At 62.0% G+C, this 15,535-nt stretch carries 23 protein-coding genes and 1 pseudogene; 3 read left to right on the top strand and 21 right to left on the bottom strand.

Annotated features, from left to right (window positions below; translation table 11 throughout):
* Positions 1-111: 111 nt before the first annotated feature.
* The 8 genes from EPL04_RS12855 to EPL04_RS12825 form a co-directional block, all read right to left on the bottom strand.
* A complete protein-coding gene (locus tag EPL04_RS12855; RefSeq protein ID WP_128904653.1) occupies positions 112-648 on the bottom strand; it encodes a hypothetical protein in 537 nt (178 codons plus the stop codon).
* The gene (locus EPL04_RS18810) at positions 645-800 is read right to left on the bottom strand and encodes a hypothetical protein (RefSeq protein ID WP_164932745.1); all 156 of its coding nucleotides are present in this window, start codon (positions 798-800) and stop codon (positions 645-647) included. Before EPL04_RS18810 ends, EPL04_RS12855 begins: the two co-directional genes overlap by 4 nt.
* A complete protein-coding gene (locus EPL04_RS12850) occupies positions 800-1,486 on the bottom strand; it encodes a DUF6166 domain-containing protein (RefSeq protein WP_128904728.1) in 687 nt (228 codons plus the stop codon). Before EPL04_RS12850 ends, EPL04_RS18810 begins: the two co-directional genes overlap by 1 nt.
* Before the next feature lie 155 nt (positions 1,487-1,641).
* Positions 1,642-1,941, bottom strand: a complete 300-nt coding sequence (locus EPL04_RS12845) for a hypothetical protein (protein ID WP_128904652.1) — start codon at positions 1,939-1,941, stop codon at positions 1,642-1,644.
* Between the two features lie 53 nt (positions 1,942-1,994).
* Complete coding sequence (locus tag EPL04_RS12840) at positions 1,995-2,216, bottom strand: hypothetical protein (protein ID WP_128904651.1); 222 nt, start codon at positions 2,214-2,216, stop codon at positions 1,995-1,997.
* A gap of 73 nt (positions 2,217-2,289) precedes the next feature.
* Positions 2,290-2,961 (bottom strand): RNA polymerase subunit sigma-70, encoded by a 672-nt coding sequence (locus EPL04_RS12835; RefSeq protein WP_128904650.1) that lies wholly within the window; start codon positions 2,959-2,961, stop codon positions 2,290-2,292.
* A 39-nt stretch (positions 2,962-3,000) separates the two neighbouring features.
* Positions 3,001-3,279, bottom strand: a complete 279-nt coding sequence (locus EPL04_RS12830; protein WP_128904649.1) for a DUF7389 domain-containing protein — start codon at positions 3,277-3,279, stop codon at positions 3,001-3,003.
* Positions 3,280-3,298: 19 nt separating this feature from the next.
* A complete protein-coding gene (locus EPL04_RS12825) occupies positions 3,299-3,703 on the bottom strand; it encodes a DUF6166 domain-containing protein (protein WP_128904648.1) in 405 nt (134 codons plus the stop codon).
* A gap of 122 nt (positions 3,704-3,825) precedes the next feature.
* Here EPL04_RS12825 and EPL04_RS12820 point away from each other — a divergent pair, with 122 nt between their 5' ends.
* Positions 3,826-5,190: a restriction endonuclease gene (locus tag EPL04_RS12820; protein WP_128904647.1), complete on the top strand. Its 1,365-nt coding sequence runs from the start codon at positions 3,826-3,828 to the stop codon at positions 5,188-5,190.
* A gap of 13 nt (positions 5,191-5,203) precedes the next feature.
* Here EPL04_RS12820 and EPL04_RS12815 read toward each other — a convergent pair whose 3' ends face one another.
* The 11 genes from EPL04_RS12815 to EPL04_RS12765 all read right to left on the bottom strand — a co-directional run bounded on the left by EPL04_RS12815 (position 5,204) and on the right by EPL04_RS12765 (position 12,795).
* Positions 5,204-5,779, bottom strand: coding sequence for a hypothetical protein (locus EPL04_RS12815; protein WP_128904646.1), 576 nt, complete (start codon positions 5,777-5,779; stop codon positions 5,204-5,206).
* Positions 5,780-5,861: 82 nt separating this feature from the next.
* Positions 5,862-6,257, bottom strand: a complete 396-nt coding sequence (locus EPL04_RS12810) for a DUF7567 family protein (protein WP_011222455.1) — start codon at positions 6,255-6,257, stop codon at positions 5,862-5,864.
* A gap of 72 nt (positions 6,258-6,329) precedes the next feature.
* A complete protein-coding gene (locus tag EPL04_RS12805) occupies positions 6,330-6,695 on the bottom strand; it encodes a DUF7568 family protein (RefSeq protein WP_011222454.1) in 366 nt (121 codons plus the stop codon).
* A gap of 6 nt (positions 6,696-6,701) precedes the next feature.
* Positions 6,702-7,202, bottom strand: a complete 501-nt coding sequence (locus tag EPL04_RS12800) for a hypothetical protein (protein ID WP_011222453.1) — start codon at positions 7,200-7,202, stop codon at positions 6,702-6,704.
* Positions 7,203-7,310: 108 nt separating this feature from the next.
* Positions 7,311-7,733: a hypothetical protein gene (locus tag EPL04_RS12795; RefSeq protein ID WP_011222452.1), complete on the bottom strand. Its 423-nt coding sequence runs from the start codon at positions 7,731-7,733 to the stop codon at positions 7,311-7,313.
* Between the two features lie 120 nt (positions 7,734-7,853).
* Positions 7,854-10,217, bottom strand: coding sequence for a heavy metal translocating P-type ATPase (locus EPL04_RS12790; RefSeq protein WP_011222451.1), 2,364 nt, complete (start codon positions 10,215-10,217; stop codon positions 7,854-7,856).
* A gap of 59 nt (positions 10,218-10,276) precedes the next feature.
* Positions 10,277-11,026: a helix-turn-helix domain-containing protein gene (locus EPL04_RS12785; protein WP_004594502.1), complete on the bottom strand. Its 750-nt coding sequence runs from the start codon at positions 11,024-11,026 to the stop codon at positions 10,277-10,279.
* A gap of 61 nt (positions 11,027-11,087) precedes the next feature.
* Positions 11,088-11,372: a hypothetical protein gene (locus EPL04_RS12780; protein WP_004594503.1), complete on the bottom strand. Its 285-nt coding sequence runs from the start codon at positions 11,370-11,372 to the stop codon at positions 11,088-11,090.
* A gap of 37 nt (positions 11,373-11,409) precedes the next feature.
* On the bottom strand, positions 11,410-12,072 hold the full coding sequence (locus tag EPL04_RS12775) for a DUF6735 family protein (protein WP_134671651.1): 663 nt from the start codon (positions 12,070-12,072) through the stop codon (positions 11,410-11,412).
* Positions 12,073-12,139: 67 nt separating this feature from the next.
* A complete protein-coding gene (locus EPL04_RS12770; RefSeq protein WP_004594505.1) occupies positions 12,140-12,520 on the bottom strand; it encodes a hypothetical protein in 381 nt (126 codons plus the stop codon).
* A gap of 86 nt (positions 12,521-12,606) precedes the next feature.
* A complete protein-coding gene (locus EPL04_RS12765) occupies positions 12,607-12,795 on the bottom strand; it encodes a hypothetical protein (protein WP_004594506.1) in 189 nt (62 codons plus the stop codon).
* Between the two features lie 335 nt (positions 12,796-13,130).
* Between EPL04_RS12765 and EPL04_RS12760 the strand changes: the two genes are divergently transcribed.
* Both EPL04_RS12760 and EPL04_RS19445 read left to right on the top strand, forming a co-directional pair.
* Positions 13,131-13,682 (top strand): DUF7342 family protein, encoded by a 552-nt coding sequence (locus tag EPL04_RS12760; protein WP_049938513.1) that lies wholly within the window; start codon positions 13,131-13,133, stop codon positions 13,680-13,682.
* 17 nt (positions 13,683-13,699) lie between these two features.
* A complete protein-coding gene (locus EPL04_RS19445; protein WP_011222449.1) occupies positions 13,700-14,188 on the top strand; it encodes a hypothetical protein in 489 nt (162 codons plus the stop codon).
* Here the strand turns inward: EPL04_RS19445 and EPL04_RS19200 are convergent.
* Both EPL04_RS19200 and EPL04_RS12745 read right to left on the bottom strand, forming a co-directional pair.
* Positions 14,185-14,345: pseudogene (locus EPL04_RS19200) on the bottom strand (transcription initiation factor IIB family protein); the annotation flags it as partial. The gene EPL04_RS19445 and the pseudogene EPL04_RS19200 overlap by 4 nt on opposite strands.
* Before the next feature lie 93 nt (positions 14,346-14,438).
* A complete protein-coding gene (locus EPL04_RS12745; RefSeq protein WP_011222448.1) occupies positions 14,439-15,308 on the bottom strand; it encodes a biosurfactant protein 1 in 870 nt (289 codons plus the stop codon).
* Positions 15,309-15,535: the final 227 nt, after the last annotated feature.

Below are 15,535 nucleotides of genomic sequence, written 5' to 3'. Positions count from 1 at the left end.
CCCCTCTCACGGGCGCAAAAACAACCACTCTTAACCAACGCCCCGCCCACGAATCCAGTACTGTTGGTTAAACATCTGGACGGTCTCGACACCTGGCTTCGGCTCTTCAATTCACTCGTCGGCGTGGCGTCGACGGCGCACCTGTTCAGGATTCGGCACCCACGGATGTGCGTCCCAGCAGTGCAGGGCGTGCTCTTGTGCCGTGTCGAACAGCGCCTCACACGACCCACACTCGTAGGCGGTGTCGGACCACGGTTCCGTGACGAACATCGCCGTCACCGTCGATCTGACTGGATCTGGTGCGGCCGACCGCTGAACGTAATCATAGCCGATCACTGTCCGTCGACGAAGCGCCGACTGTGCCAGCCGTTCGGGCCGGTCTGCTGGGAGATACACCCAGCGGACGAACGCCTCTTCTGAGTCCTTCGCCGAGGGTTGAAGGATGAACCATCGGTTGTGCTCGTCGCGGAACAGATACCGCTCAGTGCCCCGGTTCTGGAGATAGAGCGGATCACCACGACCGGGAATCAGCCGAAGTCCCACTGACGGCGAGATCGGGGTGAGGAGTCGCTCTTCCAGTGAGAGCGAGCCGGACTCTCCGGATGATGTCTCGCTCTCGAAGTCATCAAGCGTCGCTTCGCCAGTCATGATTCGCCGGGATTCGTCTCGTCTGTGTCTTTCCCAGCTATTCGCTCGTGCCGGTCGTTGTATCGCTTGAGTTCTCGGCCGATGCACTCCAGCGCCGTGACAGCGCGTTCGATGAGCTGGTACGTTGCTCGCGAAAGTCGGAATTTCTCCATCAGTTGGCCTCCTCTGGCTCGACGAGGTCGTTACTCTCAGCGACGAGTGCCTGAACGGCAGAGACAGGGTCGTTCTCGACCGGAAGTGTTCGATGGTCAAGCGGGGCGGGATACGCCCGGTCCCCCTGCGCACAAAGTATGATCAACCACTCTTCGCTCCCTTTGGCGCGGACGACGTAGTGGTCGATATCTCGACGTTGGAAGACTGTCCGATCTGTCCGGCTCACCGCACTCCAATTCGCCGGCAGTGACGATGACGGCGCCCCACCATCTGGCGTGAGTGCTCGGTACTCTTCGAATTCGGCGAGTGCCGCCTCGATATCCTCCCCGGTGAGGTGCCAGCAGTCGGCCGGGCCATCACACACCAGCTGACTGACCACGTCGTTGCGGAACTGGATGTAGTGTTGCTGGGCGACAGTTTCGTTGTCGGTGTAATCGAGGAGGAGCACACAGGCGAGCTGTGCCGGTCCGCTTCCCGTATAGCCCCAGTCGAATTCCGCCGGGCTATGCCGCACGAGACCGAGACTTCGATTTGGGGAGAGGCGTTCGTGTGCGGTGAGGTTCAGGACCACTGGCGTTCCGTCGACACGCATTCCGACGTACTCAACGCAGTCTGCACTCGCCTGCCATCGCTCACTCGCATCCTGTACGACTGCTCGTGGGTCGGTAGTCGAATTCATCTCCATCGGTTGCATGCGGGCGTTCGGATTCCCCGCACCCTGCTGGGGGTCGAAAAACTACCACCGGCTATTAACCCCTCAGCGTCGCTTCAAAGTTAGAACTCAGACTATTATAGTTCAAACTATAACATTTCTACAGATAACTAATCAATAGGGACTGTTTATTCTTCGAATAGACAGCGAGCGGCTGCATCGTCGCCAGCGAGGGTCTGCTGATCCTCGTCCGTATCAGCGAAGAGTGTTGACTGATCTCCTTCGGTTGATTGCTCAACTGCGGGTCGATCGTCGACGCCGAACACACTGGCCTCGGGCCGATCAAGACGTGAATCCCGGTCGCGATGATCCACGTCAGCACCGAAGTCCTCGAGTGAGGTCTCGACGCTCGTTTCAGTTACTTCGAGTTGGCCATCGTCGCCGAATGCGGTCTGTCGTTGAATTTCGATCTCGGCTTGATCGCTCATCTCATTCGAGCCTCCACCCACCGAGGCTCCGACAGACATCCCCGAGTGCTGCGTCAATTGTCTTCTGCGCGAATTTCGCTGGCCCGATCTTTGAGCCGGCGAAGAATCGGGATCCGTTGCTGATTCGCATTCTCGTAGGCGACGCAGGCTCGCAGCGTCTCCATGTCATGAATCGTCGCGATACCAGCATTGATGAGACGGGTATTTGGCGGTTCGAGACGCTGTTTCGGTGTGAGAGCGTCTGATTCGACGGATAGATCTGACGAATCGCTCATTTTTGTTCGCCTCCGCTCTCTCAAGGCGGCAACAAACAGCGGCCAGGCCCCTCCCAGTCGAAGAAATCTCCTGTCAGAACTCCACGTCAGTTTGGCGGTAGTTCGCGTCAGTGTCGACGCTGTCGTACATACGGCCGAGCATGTCGAGCGCTGACTGGAAGTGCGCGTAGTGCTCGTTTGCGAACGCCACAGTTTCTTCGAGTGGGATGACAGGCCGTCCGTCGACCATCTCGGCCTCGATCTGTGGCCGCGGCTTGAGTACCACCTGTATCGAACCATCGAGGTCGGCAGCAGGCAGGCGTTCTTCCGCAGTCGGGATTTCGAACCGATCGAAGAACGCCGTCCAGGCATCGAGGTCAGACTCGTGGACGGCGATGAACAGCGGATAGTCCTCTGGGTCGCGAGCGACCTGGTAGCCACCGCGAGTCCAGACGTAGACCGCATCGATGCCAGTGTATGCATACTCCATCCCCGTGAACTGCGGGAGGACATAGGCTTCTGAGATTGACGGCGGCGAGATGTCCGCTGACGCTGTCAGGAACTCGAGACCGGCGTCTCGGAGCGTCTGATCGATGAGATGAAGCCCATCGTCGTACGCGACGTATCCCGCCTCCTCGAGGCTATTCACGACGCGACGGATCGTCTCCCGGTTCTCGTCGATCTTCCGCGCGACGCCTGAGATGGAATCGCCTGGATCAAGCGCGAGGATAACCTTGAGTTCCTTCTCACCGCACACTTCGTACATCCTGCGGCTACACAATTCTGTGCAATAGTCAAAAAAGTACTATTCGTGTGGGTCGGCTGGCTGGATCTGGCGAGTGTCCTCAGCGAGGTCGTGGATATACTCGCGGAGGGTTTCCATATCCTCGCGGGCGTCTTCGAGCGTCTTACCCTTCACTTTGGCCGTGATCTTGTCTTGATCGCGGGTGCCAGTACCGCGAGTGAGTTTGACGGTGAGTGAGACGCCGACATCGCTTCGCTCGACGTACTCGGTTGGCACCTGACGCTCACGGTTCTGTTGCGATTCTGAGTCCACACGAGGCTGCTGAGTGTGTTCTGACATTGATTGCGCTCTGTGATCGTTAGTTGACGGACGGTGCAACTGGGTCGTCGACTATCTCATGAAGGGTAGCATCTATCTCGCGTCCGGTGAGTCGCCAGCAGCCGTCGGGTCCTGTACACTCTAGCTGGCTCACTACTTCGGTCTTGAACGCCTTGTACTCCGAAAGCGCTACCTCCTCATCGTCGGTGTAATCGAGCAGGAGGGCGAGTGCGAGTTGGGCCGGCCCGCTGCCACCATATCCCCATTCGAAGCCCGAAGGACTGTGATTTGCCAGCTCGAGACTCCGCTCTGGCGTGAGCTGTTGTTGGTCTGATTGCTTCTCGACGATGGCGCGGCCTCGACGACGGTAACCGACGTAAATGACGTCGGGATCAGCCGTGGTCCGTGACTGTACGTGTGAGCGTGGGTCGCTGATTCCACTCATAGGTTGGTTCGCGGGAGGCTCGTTTGATCACCCCCGCACCCCTCTCGGGGGTTCATAAACAGGACGGCGAAGCGTTCGGCAACGTATTTGACAGTTGCAACGTACTGTCCAGGTATATCGGAATGGCTGTACTGGACGACCTCTCAGGGTTCGAGTTCGAGGACGTAATAGAGGATGTCTTCCGCAATCTCGGCTACGAGAACGTCCGTCAGGCCGACCGAACCGCCGACGAGGGTCGCGACGTTATTATGGAGGAGGTCGTCGACGGCACCCGGCGCGCGATCATCGTGGAGTGCAAGCACACGGGGACGGTCGGACGGCCGGTCGTCCAGAAGCTCCACTCAGCAATCGCGACCTTCGACTTCGACGGCCCCAAACGCGGGATGGTCGTCACGACCGGCCGGTTCACGAACCCGGCTCAGGAGTACGCCGACCGCCTCCAGCAGAACGACGACCCCCATCCAATCGAGCTGCTCGATGGCGAGGACCTCCGGGAGATCGCCGACGAGATCGGCCTCGACCTCTACAACGGTCGCATCGAGATTCTCTGCGACGAAACGCTACGTCCCTACGACCCGGCCGCCGACGTCGACGCGGCCGTCGAAGAGGCGTTCCGCGACGTCGAGAACATCGAGGCCGCCGACCTCCCAGACCCACACTCATCGGTGACGTTCCGGCCGGTGGTGGCGGTCACCGCGGACACGAACGTCGTCTTCGAGACGTCGGTGGGCGTCATCCACCGGATTAACGATCGGACGCGATTCGTTGCCCACGCCGAACGCGGGCAGCCGCAGGTCGTCGACGAGGACGTCGCGACGCTGGTCACCGAGAACCTCCACGCGACGGTCGATCTCGACGCCGAGCAGTTCGGAGAGGTGTTCGACGACGTCGAGGAGCGGCGGTTCGGCCAGACTCAGACGGAGTACAAGGAGTGGGCCGTCGAGCGGCTCCAGCAGCACCACACGAAAACGGTCACCTACACCGGCGACAACAACGTCACCTACAACAAGACCTGCGAGCCGAACCGCTCGGACATCTCCGTCCAGTCGATCGAGCCGGTGTACCTTCCCGAGGTTCGGCACACCACCGACCACCAGAAGTACACCTATCCCTATGAGTACTACGCGGCGGGCCCCTCACGAATGACCGCCGAGGACGGCATCCATCGGTGCGTCCACTGTGACACGAGCGGCATCGACGAAACGTACACGTACTGTCCGAACTGCGGGGCGATCGCCTGCACCAGCCACACGAAAACGGAGCGGCTGGAAGGTGAGTCGATCTGTACGGGCTGTGCGGTGACGGAACGGTTCGCGCTGAAGACGAAGTACTTCTACGACGAGGAGAATCTCGAGGCGTTCCGCGAGGAGTACGCCGAAATGCCGCTTCACGAAAAGGCGATGGAGAACAAGTGGCTGGCCGGGGGGAGCGTGGTCGCGACGCTGCTGCTCATCGTCGGACTACTCGTCATCGGCGGCATCATCTAAGCGGCCTCGGTGTTCACGCCGGCTCAGCGACCAGCTCTTCGAGCGCGTGCTCAAGCGGGCCGTGGAACTGCCAGCTAGCCCGCTCGAAGGCTTCCTCGGTCGGCCCATCCCAGCGCGGGAATGCGGAATGACCGCTCACTTTGACTGTCCACTCGGTCGGCTCGTCGAACGGGTTCTCCGTCGGGAGTTCGACGACGTAGAGGTACTCCTCGTCGCCGTGGATGCCGTCGGCCGGATTCTCGACGCCGTGGCCCAGCAGGAACAGCGGCTGGTCCAGGTGCTCCATATTGGACGGCTCGAGGAGATCCGCTGGCTGAGCCGCGTCGATCGTTCGCTCTGGGTCGCCATCCAGGTAGAGGTCGACCGTCGAGAGCTTGTCGAGGAACACGAAGGTCGCCGCCGTGTAGCCCGGTCCCCGCTCTGCGCGGGTCGCATCGAGAAGCTCTTTCAGTTGTGCGAGATCCCGGAGGACGCTCCCGGGATACCCGTCCGAATGCCGGTACACCTGCGCGACGCGGTCGGCGCTGCCATCTGTCTCACCGGTCTGTTCGACTCGTTGGACGAATCGGAGTTGGCTCCGTGTCGACATCGGTACTCGCCGGCGCGTGTGCGCCGGCACCCATCGCCGGCGCTGAAACAACACCACACAGTCGTAGCGGGATTGCAATCCGCTACGCGAGATGTGACACCTCGTCTGGTTCCTCCACGTCGTCGAATTCACCACGCTCGACCGGCTCCCAATCCTCCCCAGGTGCTGGACTCCACCAGTCGATCTCATAGGCACCCGGTGCACCGAGGATTTTTGCCCGTGCCGAGCCGTCAGGCAGGTCGCGGCGGAGCTTCTCGTCGACGTGAAGGTTCCACGTTGAGTCGGTGTCGAAGCACGCGAGCACAGCCTCCTCGTAGCCACGGTCTTCTCGAGACTCTTGGAGGACGACCTGCGTGTTACAGTTCTTGCAGAACACTCCCTCGAAGGGAATGTGGGTGAACACTTCCTGCCCGCAGACGGGACACCAGAGGAACTCGAACAGTGCCTCGCTGTGTCGGTCGAGTACTTCGAGACTCATTGTTGGACCGACCCGGTTCGACCGGGTCACTCTCTCCGCCCCGGCCGAAAAACACCCTGCGTGTGTACGTCCTCAGCGTTCAGGGCCGTAGACGATGCGCGAGGGGGCTTCGTACCCACAGTCCGGACAGTCGTACCAGCGCTGTACCGTCGCTCCATCAGCTGTCTTCTCACCGACGAGGACGTCGTCGTTTGGACACTCCGGACAGTTCAGTTCGGGCGCTGGCCGCTCCCGAAGCGCATCCCGGAACGTTGTCGCCTCCTTCGTCTCGAAGCCTCGCGACCAGATCGGGTAGCCGTCGACGAGGATCGCTCCGCGCCACTTGTACCGGTATGAATCCGGCGCCCGGTGTAGAACAGCTCGCGCTCCAGTCTCGGTGTTTCGATACGCGAGTGTTGGTGAGCGACTCTCTCGTGACCAGTTGGTGATTCGTGGCATCGTTGGTCAGAAATGAACGTCTGCGGGGACGATCCAGAGCGTCTGGCTGTCCTCGTCTTCCTCGAGGACTCGGTCGAGCTGGCCTCGATGCCGAATCCCCTGGGCGTGCTGGTCGTACATCGGGATTGAGGGCCCTTCGTACGCGCCGACCTGGTGGAACGCGTGGCGGGCGAGGTCCTCGTCGCGCATGATCGCCTCGTCGCTGAGCTCGTCGAGCGCCTCCTTCACGCGGTCGAGATTCCGCTGAAACTCCTCTTTCGTGGCCTTCCAAGCCCGGTCGAGCAGTTCACCGCCCTCCTCTGAGTTGATGGGGGCCGCCGTCGGCAGGTCACCCCAGCGGGCCTTCCCGGCGACCGTCGTGTCGTCTTCATCGAACGTGACGTAGTAATCAAACACGGCGCAGCCGTGGGGATTCGCGCCGACGAGACGGTCGAAGACTGCTTTCCCCTCGACCAGGGCGTCGTGCTGTGTCGGTGCTTCCACCAGCGCGTAGATGACCATATGCATCTGGTTCACCTCGGAGTGCCGACTCACCGGGCGCCGCTCGGCGCTGTCTGCTCGGTGCGCCGGCACCCATCGCCGGCGCTCGAAAAACCTCGCTTCGGGAGACCGCGTTCAGGAATCGGCAGTCTGCTCGACGGTGATCGTCAGGTCGCCCGACTCGTAGTCGGCCTCGAAGTCGGTGCTGAACGCGTCGGAGTCGTAGGCGGCGTGGTAGGCACGGTGCAGTTCGAGCGACCCGGTCGCCTTGAAGTGGAAGAACGCGGCCGCCGTGTAGGGTTGGCTCTGGGTTTCGATCTGCGTCTCGACAGAGGCCGGGAGCGCGATTTGTGGTGTGTCCGTATCGATACTCGTAGCGAACGCCTTCGCTTCCTCGACGGTCGCCTGCGAATGTGCGGGTGTCTCGCCGGTGAGCACGTTTACCGGCGTCTCGGTATCGTCAGTGAACAGGACATCGTGGAAGGTGCGCGTCCCGAGGACTGCGTCGGGACTTAACTCGCAATCGTGGAGTGGATCGTCGTCTGGATTCTCGGGCATCAAATCAGAGCCTGCGGTGGGGCTCAGTCTCTACTGCCCCAGACAAACTGCAAATTGTCTCGATAGAGCGCAGGAAAGTCGCGAAAGAGGAGCGTCCTGCCCGCACTTCCCGCCGCAGAGTCAGGTGTCGGAGAACCGATCGGGCTCGATTCGCGACAACCGCATCGCGTTCCCGGTGACACCGAGGCTCATCCCCATATCACCGACAACGACCGCCAACGCAACGCTGACCAGCCCCAGTGGCACGCCCAGCGCGAGCAGGAACTTCACGCCGAGACTCGCCCAGATGTTCTGCCGGATCACCCCGTTGGCCGTATGCGACAGGTCGTACAGGTACGGGAGTTTCCCGACGTCGTCGCCCATCAACGCAATATCGGCCGTCTCGAGAGCGGTGTCGGTGCCGGCCGCGCCCATCGCGATGCCGACCTCCGCGGTGGCGAGCGCGGGCGCGTCGTTGATGCCGTCACCGACCATCGCGACATCACCGTACTCTGCCTGTAACTCCTCGACAGCGTCGACCTTCTCGTCGGGCAGGAGTTCTGCGCGATACTCGTCGACCCCGACCTGCTCGGCGATTGCGCGGGCGGTGCCCTCGTTGTCGCCGGTGAGCATCACCACGCGCTCGACGCCCAGCTCGTGCAGGCGTTCGACGGCCCGCTTCGAGGCCGGGCGAACCTCGTCGGCGATGGCGATCGCACCCAGCAGTTTCGACTCCGTCCCGACGATAACGACAGTCTTGCCCTCCCGCTCCAGCGCGGAGAGGGCATCCTCGGCGAACGCCCCGTTCTCGCCCTCGGTCGCCTCTTCCGTCATAACGCCGCCGTCCGTCTCGCGGCGTGCCCGAGCGAGGTCGAAGCCCAGTTCCTCGAAGAGCGCGGGCTTGCCCGCATAGTACGTCTCGCCGCCGATCTCGCCGCGGATGCCCTTCCCAGTGAGGCTCTCGAAACCCGTCGGGTCGGGCAGGTTGCCCACGCCCGCCTCCTCAGCACGGGCGAGAATCGCCGTAGCAATGGGATGCTCACTGCGCTGCTCCAGCCCAGCGGCGCGACGGAGCAGATCGTCCTCCGTAGTGTCACCCACCGGAACGACGTCGGTGACGGCGAGTTCGCCCTTGGTGAGCGTCCCGGTCTTGTCGACGGCGACGGCGTCGACCTCGCCCATCGCTTCCAGGTAATTTCCGCCCTTGATCAGGACGCCGTTCTTCGCGGCGCTCGTGATGCCCGACACCACCGAGACGGGTGTGGAGATGACGAACGCACACGGGCAGGCGATCACCAGCAGCGTGAGCCCACGGATGAACCACGTCTGCCAGTCGCCCGCGAAGGTGAACCCGTAACCGGCTAGGTCCACCGCCACCGGATCAGCGATAACCAGCGGCGGGATAGCGGCGGTCAGGATTGCCAGCACGACGACGAGGGGTGTGTAGTAGCCGGAGAAGCTGTCGACGAACTGCTCAGACTCGGTCTTCTTCGCCTGTGCGCCCTGTACCATTTCGATAATACGCGAGAGCGTCGAATCGCCAGCGGTCGAGGTGACCTCTACCTCGAGGTACCCCTCTTCGTTGATCGCGCCGGCGTACACCTCGTCGCCGGTGGTCTTGTCGACGGGGACGCTCTCGCCCGTGATCGGCGACTGGTCGACTGCACTCTCGCCTTCGATGACCGTCCCGTCGAGCGGAATCTTGTCGCCAGGGCGGACGACGACGGTCTCGCCAACGTCGACCTCCTCGACGGAAACGGTCACTTCCTCACCATCGCGACGGACGGTCGCCTCGTCGGGCGAGAGTTCCATCAGCTCGCGCAGAGAATCCCGTGCCCTGTCCATCGCATAGTCCTCGAGCAGTTCGGCGATGCTGAACAGGACGGCCAGCGTCGCGGCCTCGACGAAGTAGCCGATGCCGGTTGCGGCGATGATCGCTGTCCCCATCAGGAGGTCGATGTCGAGGCTTCGGTTCTTCGCGGAGTAGTACCCGCTGCGGACGACCGGGATGCCACTGGCCGCGACGGCACCGAGGAACAGGACATCTGCGATGTGTAGCGGGTAGTCGAGGATGCTCGCTATCGCGACGTTCTGGCCGGTGAGAAGGAACTCGAAGACTAGACCAAGGATGACGAACGCTGCGCCGAGCCACGTCTTCTTCGCGCGAGAACTCGTCCAGACCTCCGAAGGTGGCGCGATATCGACGCCGTCGGCAGACTCGTCGGTTTCGTCGTCTGCTCCGCCGATCACGTCATAGCCGGCGGCTTCGATCGCCGCGACGACGTCGGCTTTGGTAGTCCGGTCCGGATCGTACTTGATGGTAGCTGTCCCGGTGGTCGGCTGGAGCGTGGCCTCAACGACGCCGTCGACGCGCTGGAGGCTCTTGTCGACTTTTTGCGCACACGACGGACAGTCCATCTCGGGGACCGTGAGACGGGCAGTCAACTCCCGCTGCCCGCCGCCGTTCGGTGGTCCCGCTGTATCCACATCGGAATTCTCTGTCATCACCTCACGGTAGGAGCGGGAGTTCGATATGTCTTTGTTGGAATATTCCAACCGCGGTGTCAGTGCGATGCCAGCCGTTCTTCCGCTACCCGCTCGCCGGCGACGTGTTGCTTCGCCAAATGTTCTTCCGCCCGACGGAGCCGGTAGGTAAGTGTTGACCGAGGCACGTCGAGATGCTCGGCCAACTCGCCGACATCGACCTCGCGGGGCGACTCGTAGTAGCCGTGTTCGACGGCGGCTTGGAGGGCGGCTTCCTGCGCCGGGGGTAATCCGCTCGGTGTTTCGTCGCTTCCTCCAGCTGCTGTCGTCGTGTCCGCGGTGCGGAGCATCTCCATCTGAGCGCATTCTTCGACGGCAACCTCGAGGGAGTCGAAGAATGCCGCCACGTCGCCGTCGCCCGAGTGGATGAGTCGCCACGTGTAGTGGCGGCCCTCATGACGGGTCTCGAACAGCACGCCGTCCCCGAGATGGTCGCGGGCGATGTGGGGAACCGAGGCGCAGGTGGGGGTTCGCTCCCAGTCGGAGTAGAGGACGAGCGTGTCGTCCGTGCGGTCAAGGACGCGGGTGGTCTGGGTGGCGCCGCAGTCCTCGGTGGCGAGACAGTCGGCGTAGTAGTCGCTGTTTCGAAACGCGTCCTCGATGGCGTCGAGTGCGTCCGGAGTGCCGGTGGCATGGTCGACTCGCCAAAGTTGGTCGGCAGTCGCGTGCAACGAAAGCGAGCGGACACGGGCGTCGGGGTAGTCGGCAAGGGCATCCGCCACCCTATTGCACCCCGGCTCGTATTCGAGGGCGAAGACGAGTTCGCGCATACCCCGTCTACGGCCTCCTCCGACATAACCAATGGCACGGGACTACGTCTACTGGTGAGCATCAGATCACGTCGTTCGGGTCGTGGACCTCCTGCATTCGCTGCGCTTCGGCCGCGTATTGGTCCTGGAGATCGGGGTCATCAACCGTGCCGAGATTGCCGGGCCCCGCATCGACTGCCGCTGTCGTATCTCGAATATCGGTGAAGGACGTGAGTGCCCGCTCTTTCCGATAATACTGTTTGCCGTCGGGTGTCGCGTAGGTGAGGATGATTAGGTTCTGTTCATCATCGGAGTAGGTACGTTCGACGAGCCATACTCGCACCTCGTCATCAGCCCGATCTGACATATCCAGACGTTCGTGGGGACTCAGAAAGGGATTGGCGTTATAATCGGTCGACTGACGCAGTTTTCGACGGTGATTCACCACCAGGGATGCGCAGTTCCTGGCGCTCGCCGACCCACTCGCCGAGTTTCTGTGTGAGGTACTGGCGAGCCGTCGACGGCGTGAACACCCCCTTGTCGACCATATCGCCGACGACGTCCTTCAGCGCCCGGAACTGCCCCTTCAGATGGCCGTCGCCGACCGGCTCGCCGTCGTGCCACCGAACGGTCGCGAGCGCCCCGTTCCCGACCGTCTCACCGTTGTCGATTGTCTCTGAATCGTACTGCAGGCCGAACCACAGCGTCCGGTAGGCGGTCACCTCGAAGGTCGGTGACACCACGTAGAACGCCTCGTGGTGGAGGTAGTCGAGATGGTCAGCGATGATCTCGTCGAGGGTGAGCCCGGTGGCGCGGGGCTTCGGCTCGACGACCGTCGACGGTCGATCCTCGTCAGCGAGGTAGCCGTCGACCGCATCTGCCTCGAGGCCATCGGCCAGTTCAGCCAGCAGCTGTTTCGCCCACTTGGAGTTGGTGTCGTCGCCACCGAACGGCGACTCAGCCGAAATTCGGTGCTTGAGCTTGAGGTTCGCTGCGCCCCAATGGCTGTAGTGGAGCGTGTACTGTCCGTCTGTGCGTTCGTACGCAACGAGTGCGCGGTGGCCCATCGAGCAATCACCTCACGGGGCGACCGCTACTGGATCGCCCCGCACCCCTCTCGGGGGACGAACAACGCTACTCCTCGATTGGTTCGGGGGAACTGAGATCCGCGTAGAGGACTTCGCCGTCGCGAACGACGTACCGCTTCGCCAGCACTGGGAAGCGACACTTCGTGAACCCCGCTGTCTGGATGTCGAGTTCCTCGTCAGCTTCGAGGTGGTCGGCAAGTTCTCGCAAGAATTCGTGGGTCACGATGCCGCCCTCGTAGTCCGGGAGGCCGTTCTCCCGCGCCTCGTACACTTCGAAGTCATCGTACCCCCAGATGGTGAGTTCGCCCTTGTCGGTGACCTCCCAGTCGAGCGTCCCGAAGCAGTAGCTCTCACAGAGTTCGCGGACAGCCTGTGGATCCGATACGATCGCGCCGGTTGACGTCGTCGCAGCTTGTAGTGTCGCCATGTCTGGACTCGCGGGAAGCCCCGCACCCCTCTTGGGGGGCGATAAACCGACACTGGAAGTGCCCCTGGCGTCGACGGCGATGACGATCAGTCGTCTGTTGGGGCGTCTGGTCCGCTCCCGTCCTCTGGTCCCGTGAGTAGGCTCACTTCTTCCAGGAGGTCTCTTGCAGTCTCGACTCGCTCTCGATCCGCGTCGTCCAACCGCTCGACGTCGAGGCGGCTGAGATTGCTGAGTACACGATGCATCCAGTAGCCCTGTTCGACTTGCTGATTCATCGGTAGCGCCTCACCACTCGCCGGCGCGGATAGACACTCCACGTGACTGTCGTCGTCGCATCAGGTCGCCACCAGTGCTCGTCGCGACGCGTTGCCGCCAGGAGGTCACTCTCACACCCGTCGTCCAACATTGTGTCCGGGCTGTGGGATGCCTCGCCGGTCGGCCGTAGTTCCTCAACGTCAGAATATCGGTCGTACATCGGTTGGCCATACCTTCTGTCGGTATCGCATTTCAACGTCCGGACGCCTTCGCCCGCAAGGCATTCTTGATTATGCGAGACAGTACAAACATATATGGGAGTAGGGCGCGAACACTGTCCCAAGAGGTGCCAACCATGACCGAATCCTCGCGAGATGGGGTCCAATCGTGGACTGAGTCGATGAGCGCCCGCGACCGCATTCGGGCGGTCGCCGAGTCACTTCGCGAACCCCGCTCAGTTAACTGGATCAGCGAGCAGGCCGACGCCGCCTGGAGCACGACCAACGAGGAACTTCAGGACCTCGTCGACCAGGGCCAGTTGCGTCGCGTCGAGGCCGGCGAGACGACGCGCTACCAACCGGACTACACGCGACTGCTCTTCGAGGAGATCCGCACGCTCATCGAGGAAAATACCCGCGAGGAGCTGCGGAGTGAATTGGCCGCGATTACCGAGGAGATCGAGGAGTGGCAGGCGACCTACGACGTCGAGACGTGGGAAGAGCTTGAACAGTCGCTCGCCGACGGCGACCTCACAAGTGCGGAGCTCCGGGACCGCCGCGACGTCATCGCGTTCTGGCGTGAGAACGAGGAGGATCGCCGCCTCATCAAGCACGCACTGGAACTCTACTCCGACGTCGAAGCTGCCCGCGAGCAGATGACCGACGTGGCTGACCGCGCCACGAGCTAACCCTCCTCTCTCACAGAATGATCTTTCTTGCCGGTCGCGACCGCTATACACAGCGGACCCTCCTCCGCGACGTTCACGACCGATTGACGAACCAGCCAGGGTGTGAAGAGGTCCGCTATCGCCCGTCTCGACGCCGACCCCGGTACGTCATCGCGGGTGTCGATCCGACGACGTTCCTGAGTGACTCGTACGACGCGGCGACAGCACGACTGGAGATTCGCTTCTGGTACCCCGCCGGCGTCGACCACGAATACTACCGCATAAACTGGGTCGAACCGGACCGAAATCTGATGCTCGGATTCCACCAAGATGCCGACCATCCGGACCTTGGGCCCTGTCATATCCAACTCAATCACGAAGACACGCCGGTTGATCGGCACAAGGCGACGTTTCTCGATGCGCACCCACTCGCCGTCCTCGATGACCGACTACAGCAGTTCCCGCCCGCGCTAGATGCGATCCACTGGAAGAATGGAGCGCCCTCGCTCCCTACCTGGCCCGTCTAGACAGCGAGTTCATCGAACCTCTGGTGATGCGTCCAGGCCGTGGTCGGCGTGACGTTTCCGGACTTGGCGATGTCACGGTGCGTTACCCACACCCCCTGTTCCCGCCCCGCTTTGTAGAGACAGGCCGCTGCGAACCTGCCGAATGAACGCCCGCTATGACTGACGTCGGACTTGCGGGTACTCACCGTGTTAACCAACAGAAGCCATCTCCATCGGAGACTGTTGGTTAAACGGTGAGATTCCTACTGCCCTATTCGGGAGCAGGCCCGTAGCGACCTGTGCCACACACTTGGCACTCCCAGATTGGTTGGCCCGTCCAGGTCTCGTCAGGGAGCGACTCGCGTGTACTGAAGCGATGTTCTGTTTCTTTCGTACAGTGCTGGCACTCGAGGGCTGTTACGGTCGGGATTTCAGCTCTGGTACTGGAGGATTTCGTTTCGCGGGGTACTGTTTCCACAGCGATTGCTGGGACGATCCACAGCTGATCGCTGTCGTCGAGCGTGTGCTCGAGGGACGACTCATCGCGAATTCCCTGGCCACGCTCGTCATAGACGCGTGGAATCTCCGTCTGAGAACGATCGCTCCTCTCGTTCCACGCTGTCCGCTCACGGGCCGCTGTTAGTAACGCGTCGCCAGCCGCTGCGGTCACCTCAGTAGCAGCGGGGAGCGTAGGCCAGCGCTCGGTTAGCTGGGGTGCGGGCTCGTCGTCGAGATCGTAGATGAGCGTACAGTCGTCGATGGGCTGGTCGTGACCTGACGAGAGAAGTGTCGCTGCTGCTGCTCCCCTTGCCACGGCGCCGTAGAACGTCCCCGATTCGACGAGGAAGTGGATCACACCACGCAGTGTCTGCTCGGAACTCGCAGCACCCGACTCCGACGCGCCGTCAAGTTCGTGTTCGAGACAGAACCGGCATTTTCGTTGCGACGCCGGGATCGATGCGCCACAGGAGACACAGGATCGGTCTGTGTCGGTTGTTCCGTCCGGATACCCACCCGAATGCGAGGCTTCACGCTGGCGGCTTGGCTGGCCGTCTGCTGGCTGATCCAGCGCTGGGTCCGGCACCAGAGCGCCCTCCCCGACAGGTTGGAACGCCTCTCGGTCTGAGTTGTGGTCAGTCATCGATTCGCTCCGCGTTTCCCCCGGTTTGGTATTTAAACTCAGGGGTGAGAAAATGCGGGGACGGATTCGGCGACGACGGGATAAATCTGACCGCCTGAGACCGATTCAGTCACGGAGCTCGGCGACCGCTCGACCGACCTCGCGAACGTGCTCACTCCGCTCGATATCGAGTTCTGTCGACAGATACTCGACAGTCTCGTCCAGATCCATACCCCCTTGTAGACTCT

This window comes from Halorussus marinus, from assembly GCF_004521895.1.
Classification (GTDB): domain Archaea; phylum Halobacteriota; class Halobacteria; order Halobacteriales; family Haladaptataceae; genus Halorussus; species Halorussus marinus.
The sequence above is the reverse complement of the archived record's forward strand: the minus strand, read 5'-3'. Positions and strand labels throughout refer to the sequence as shown.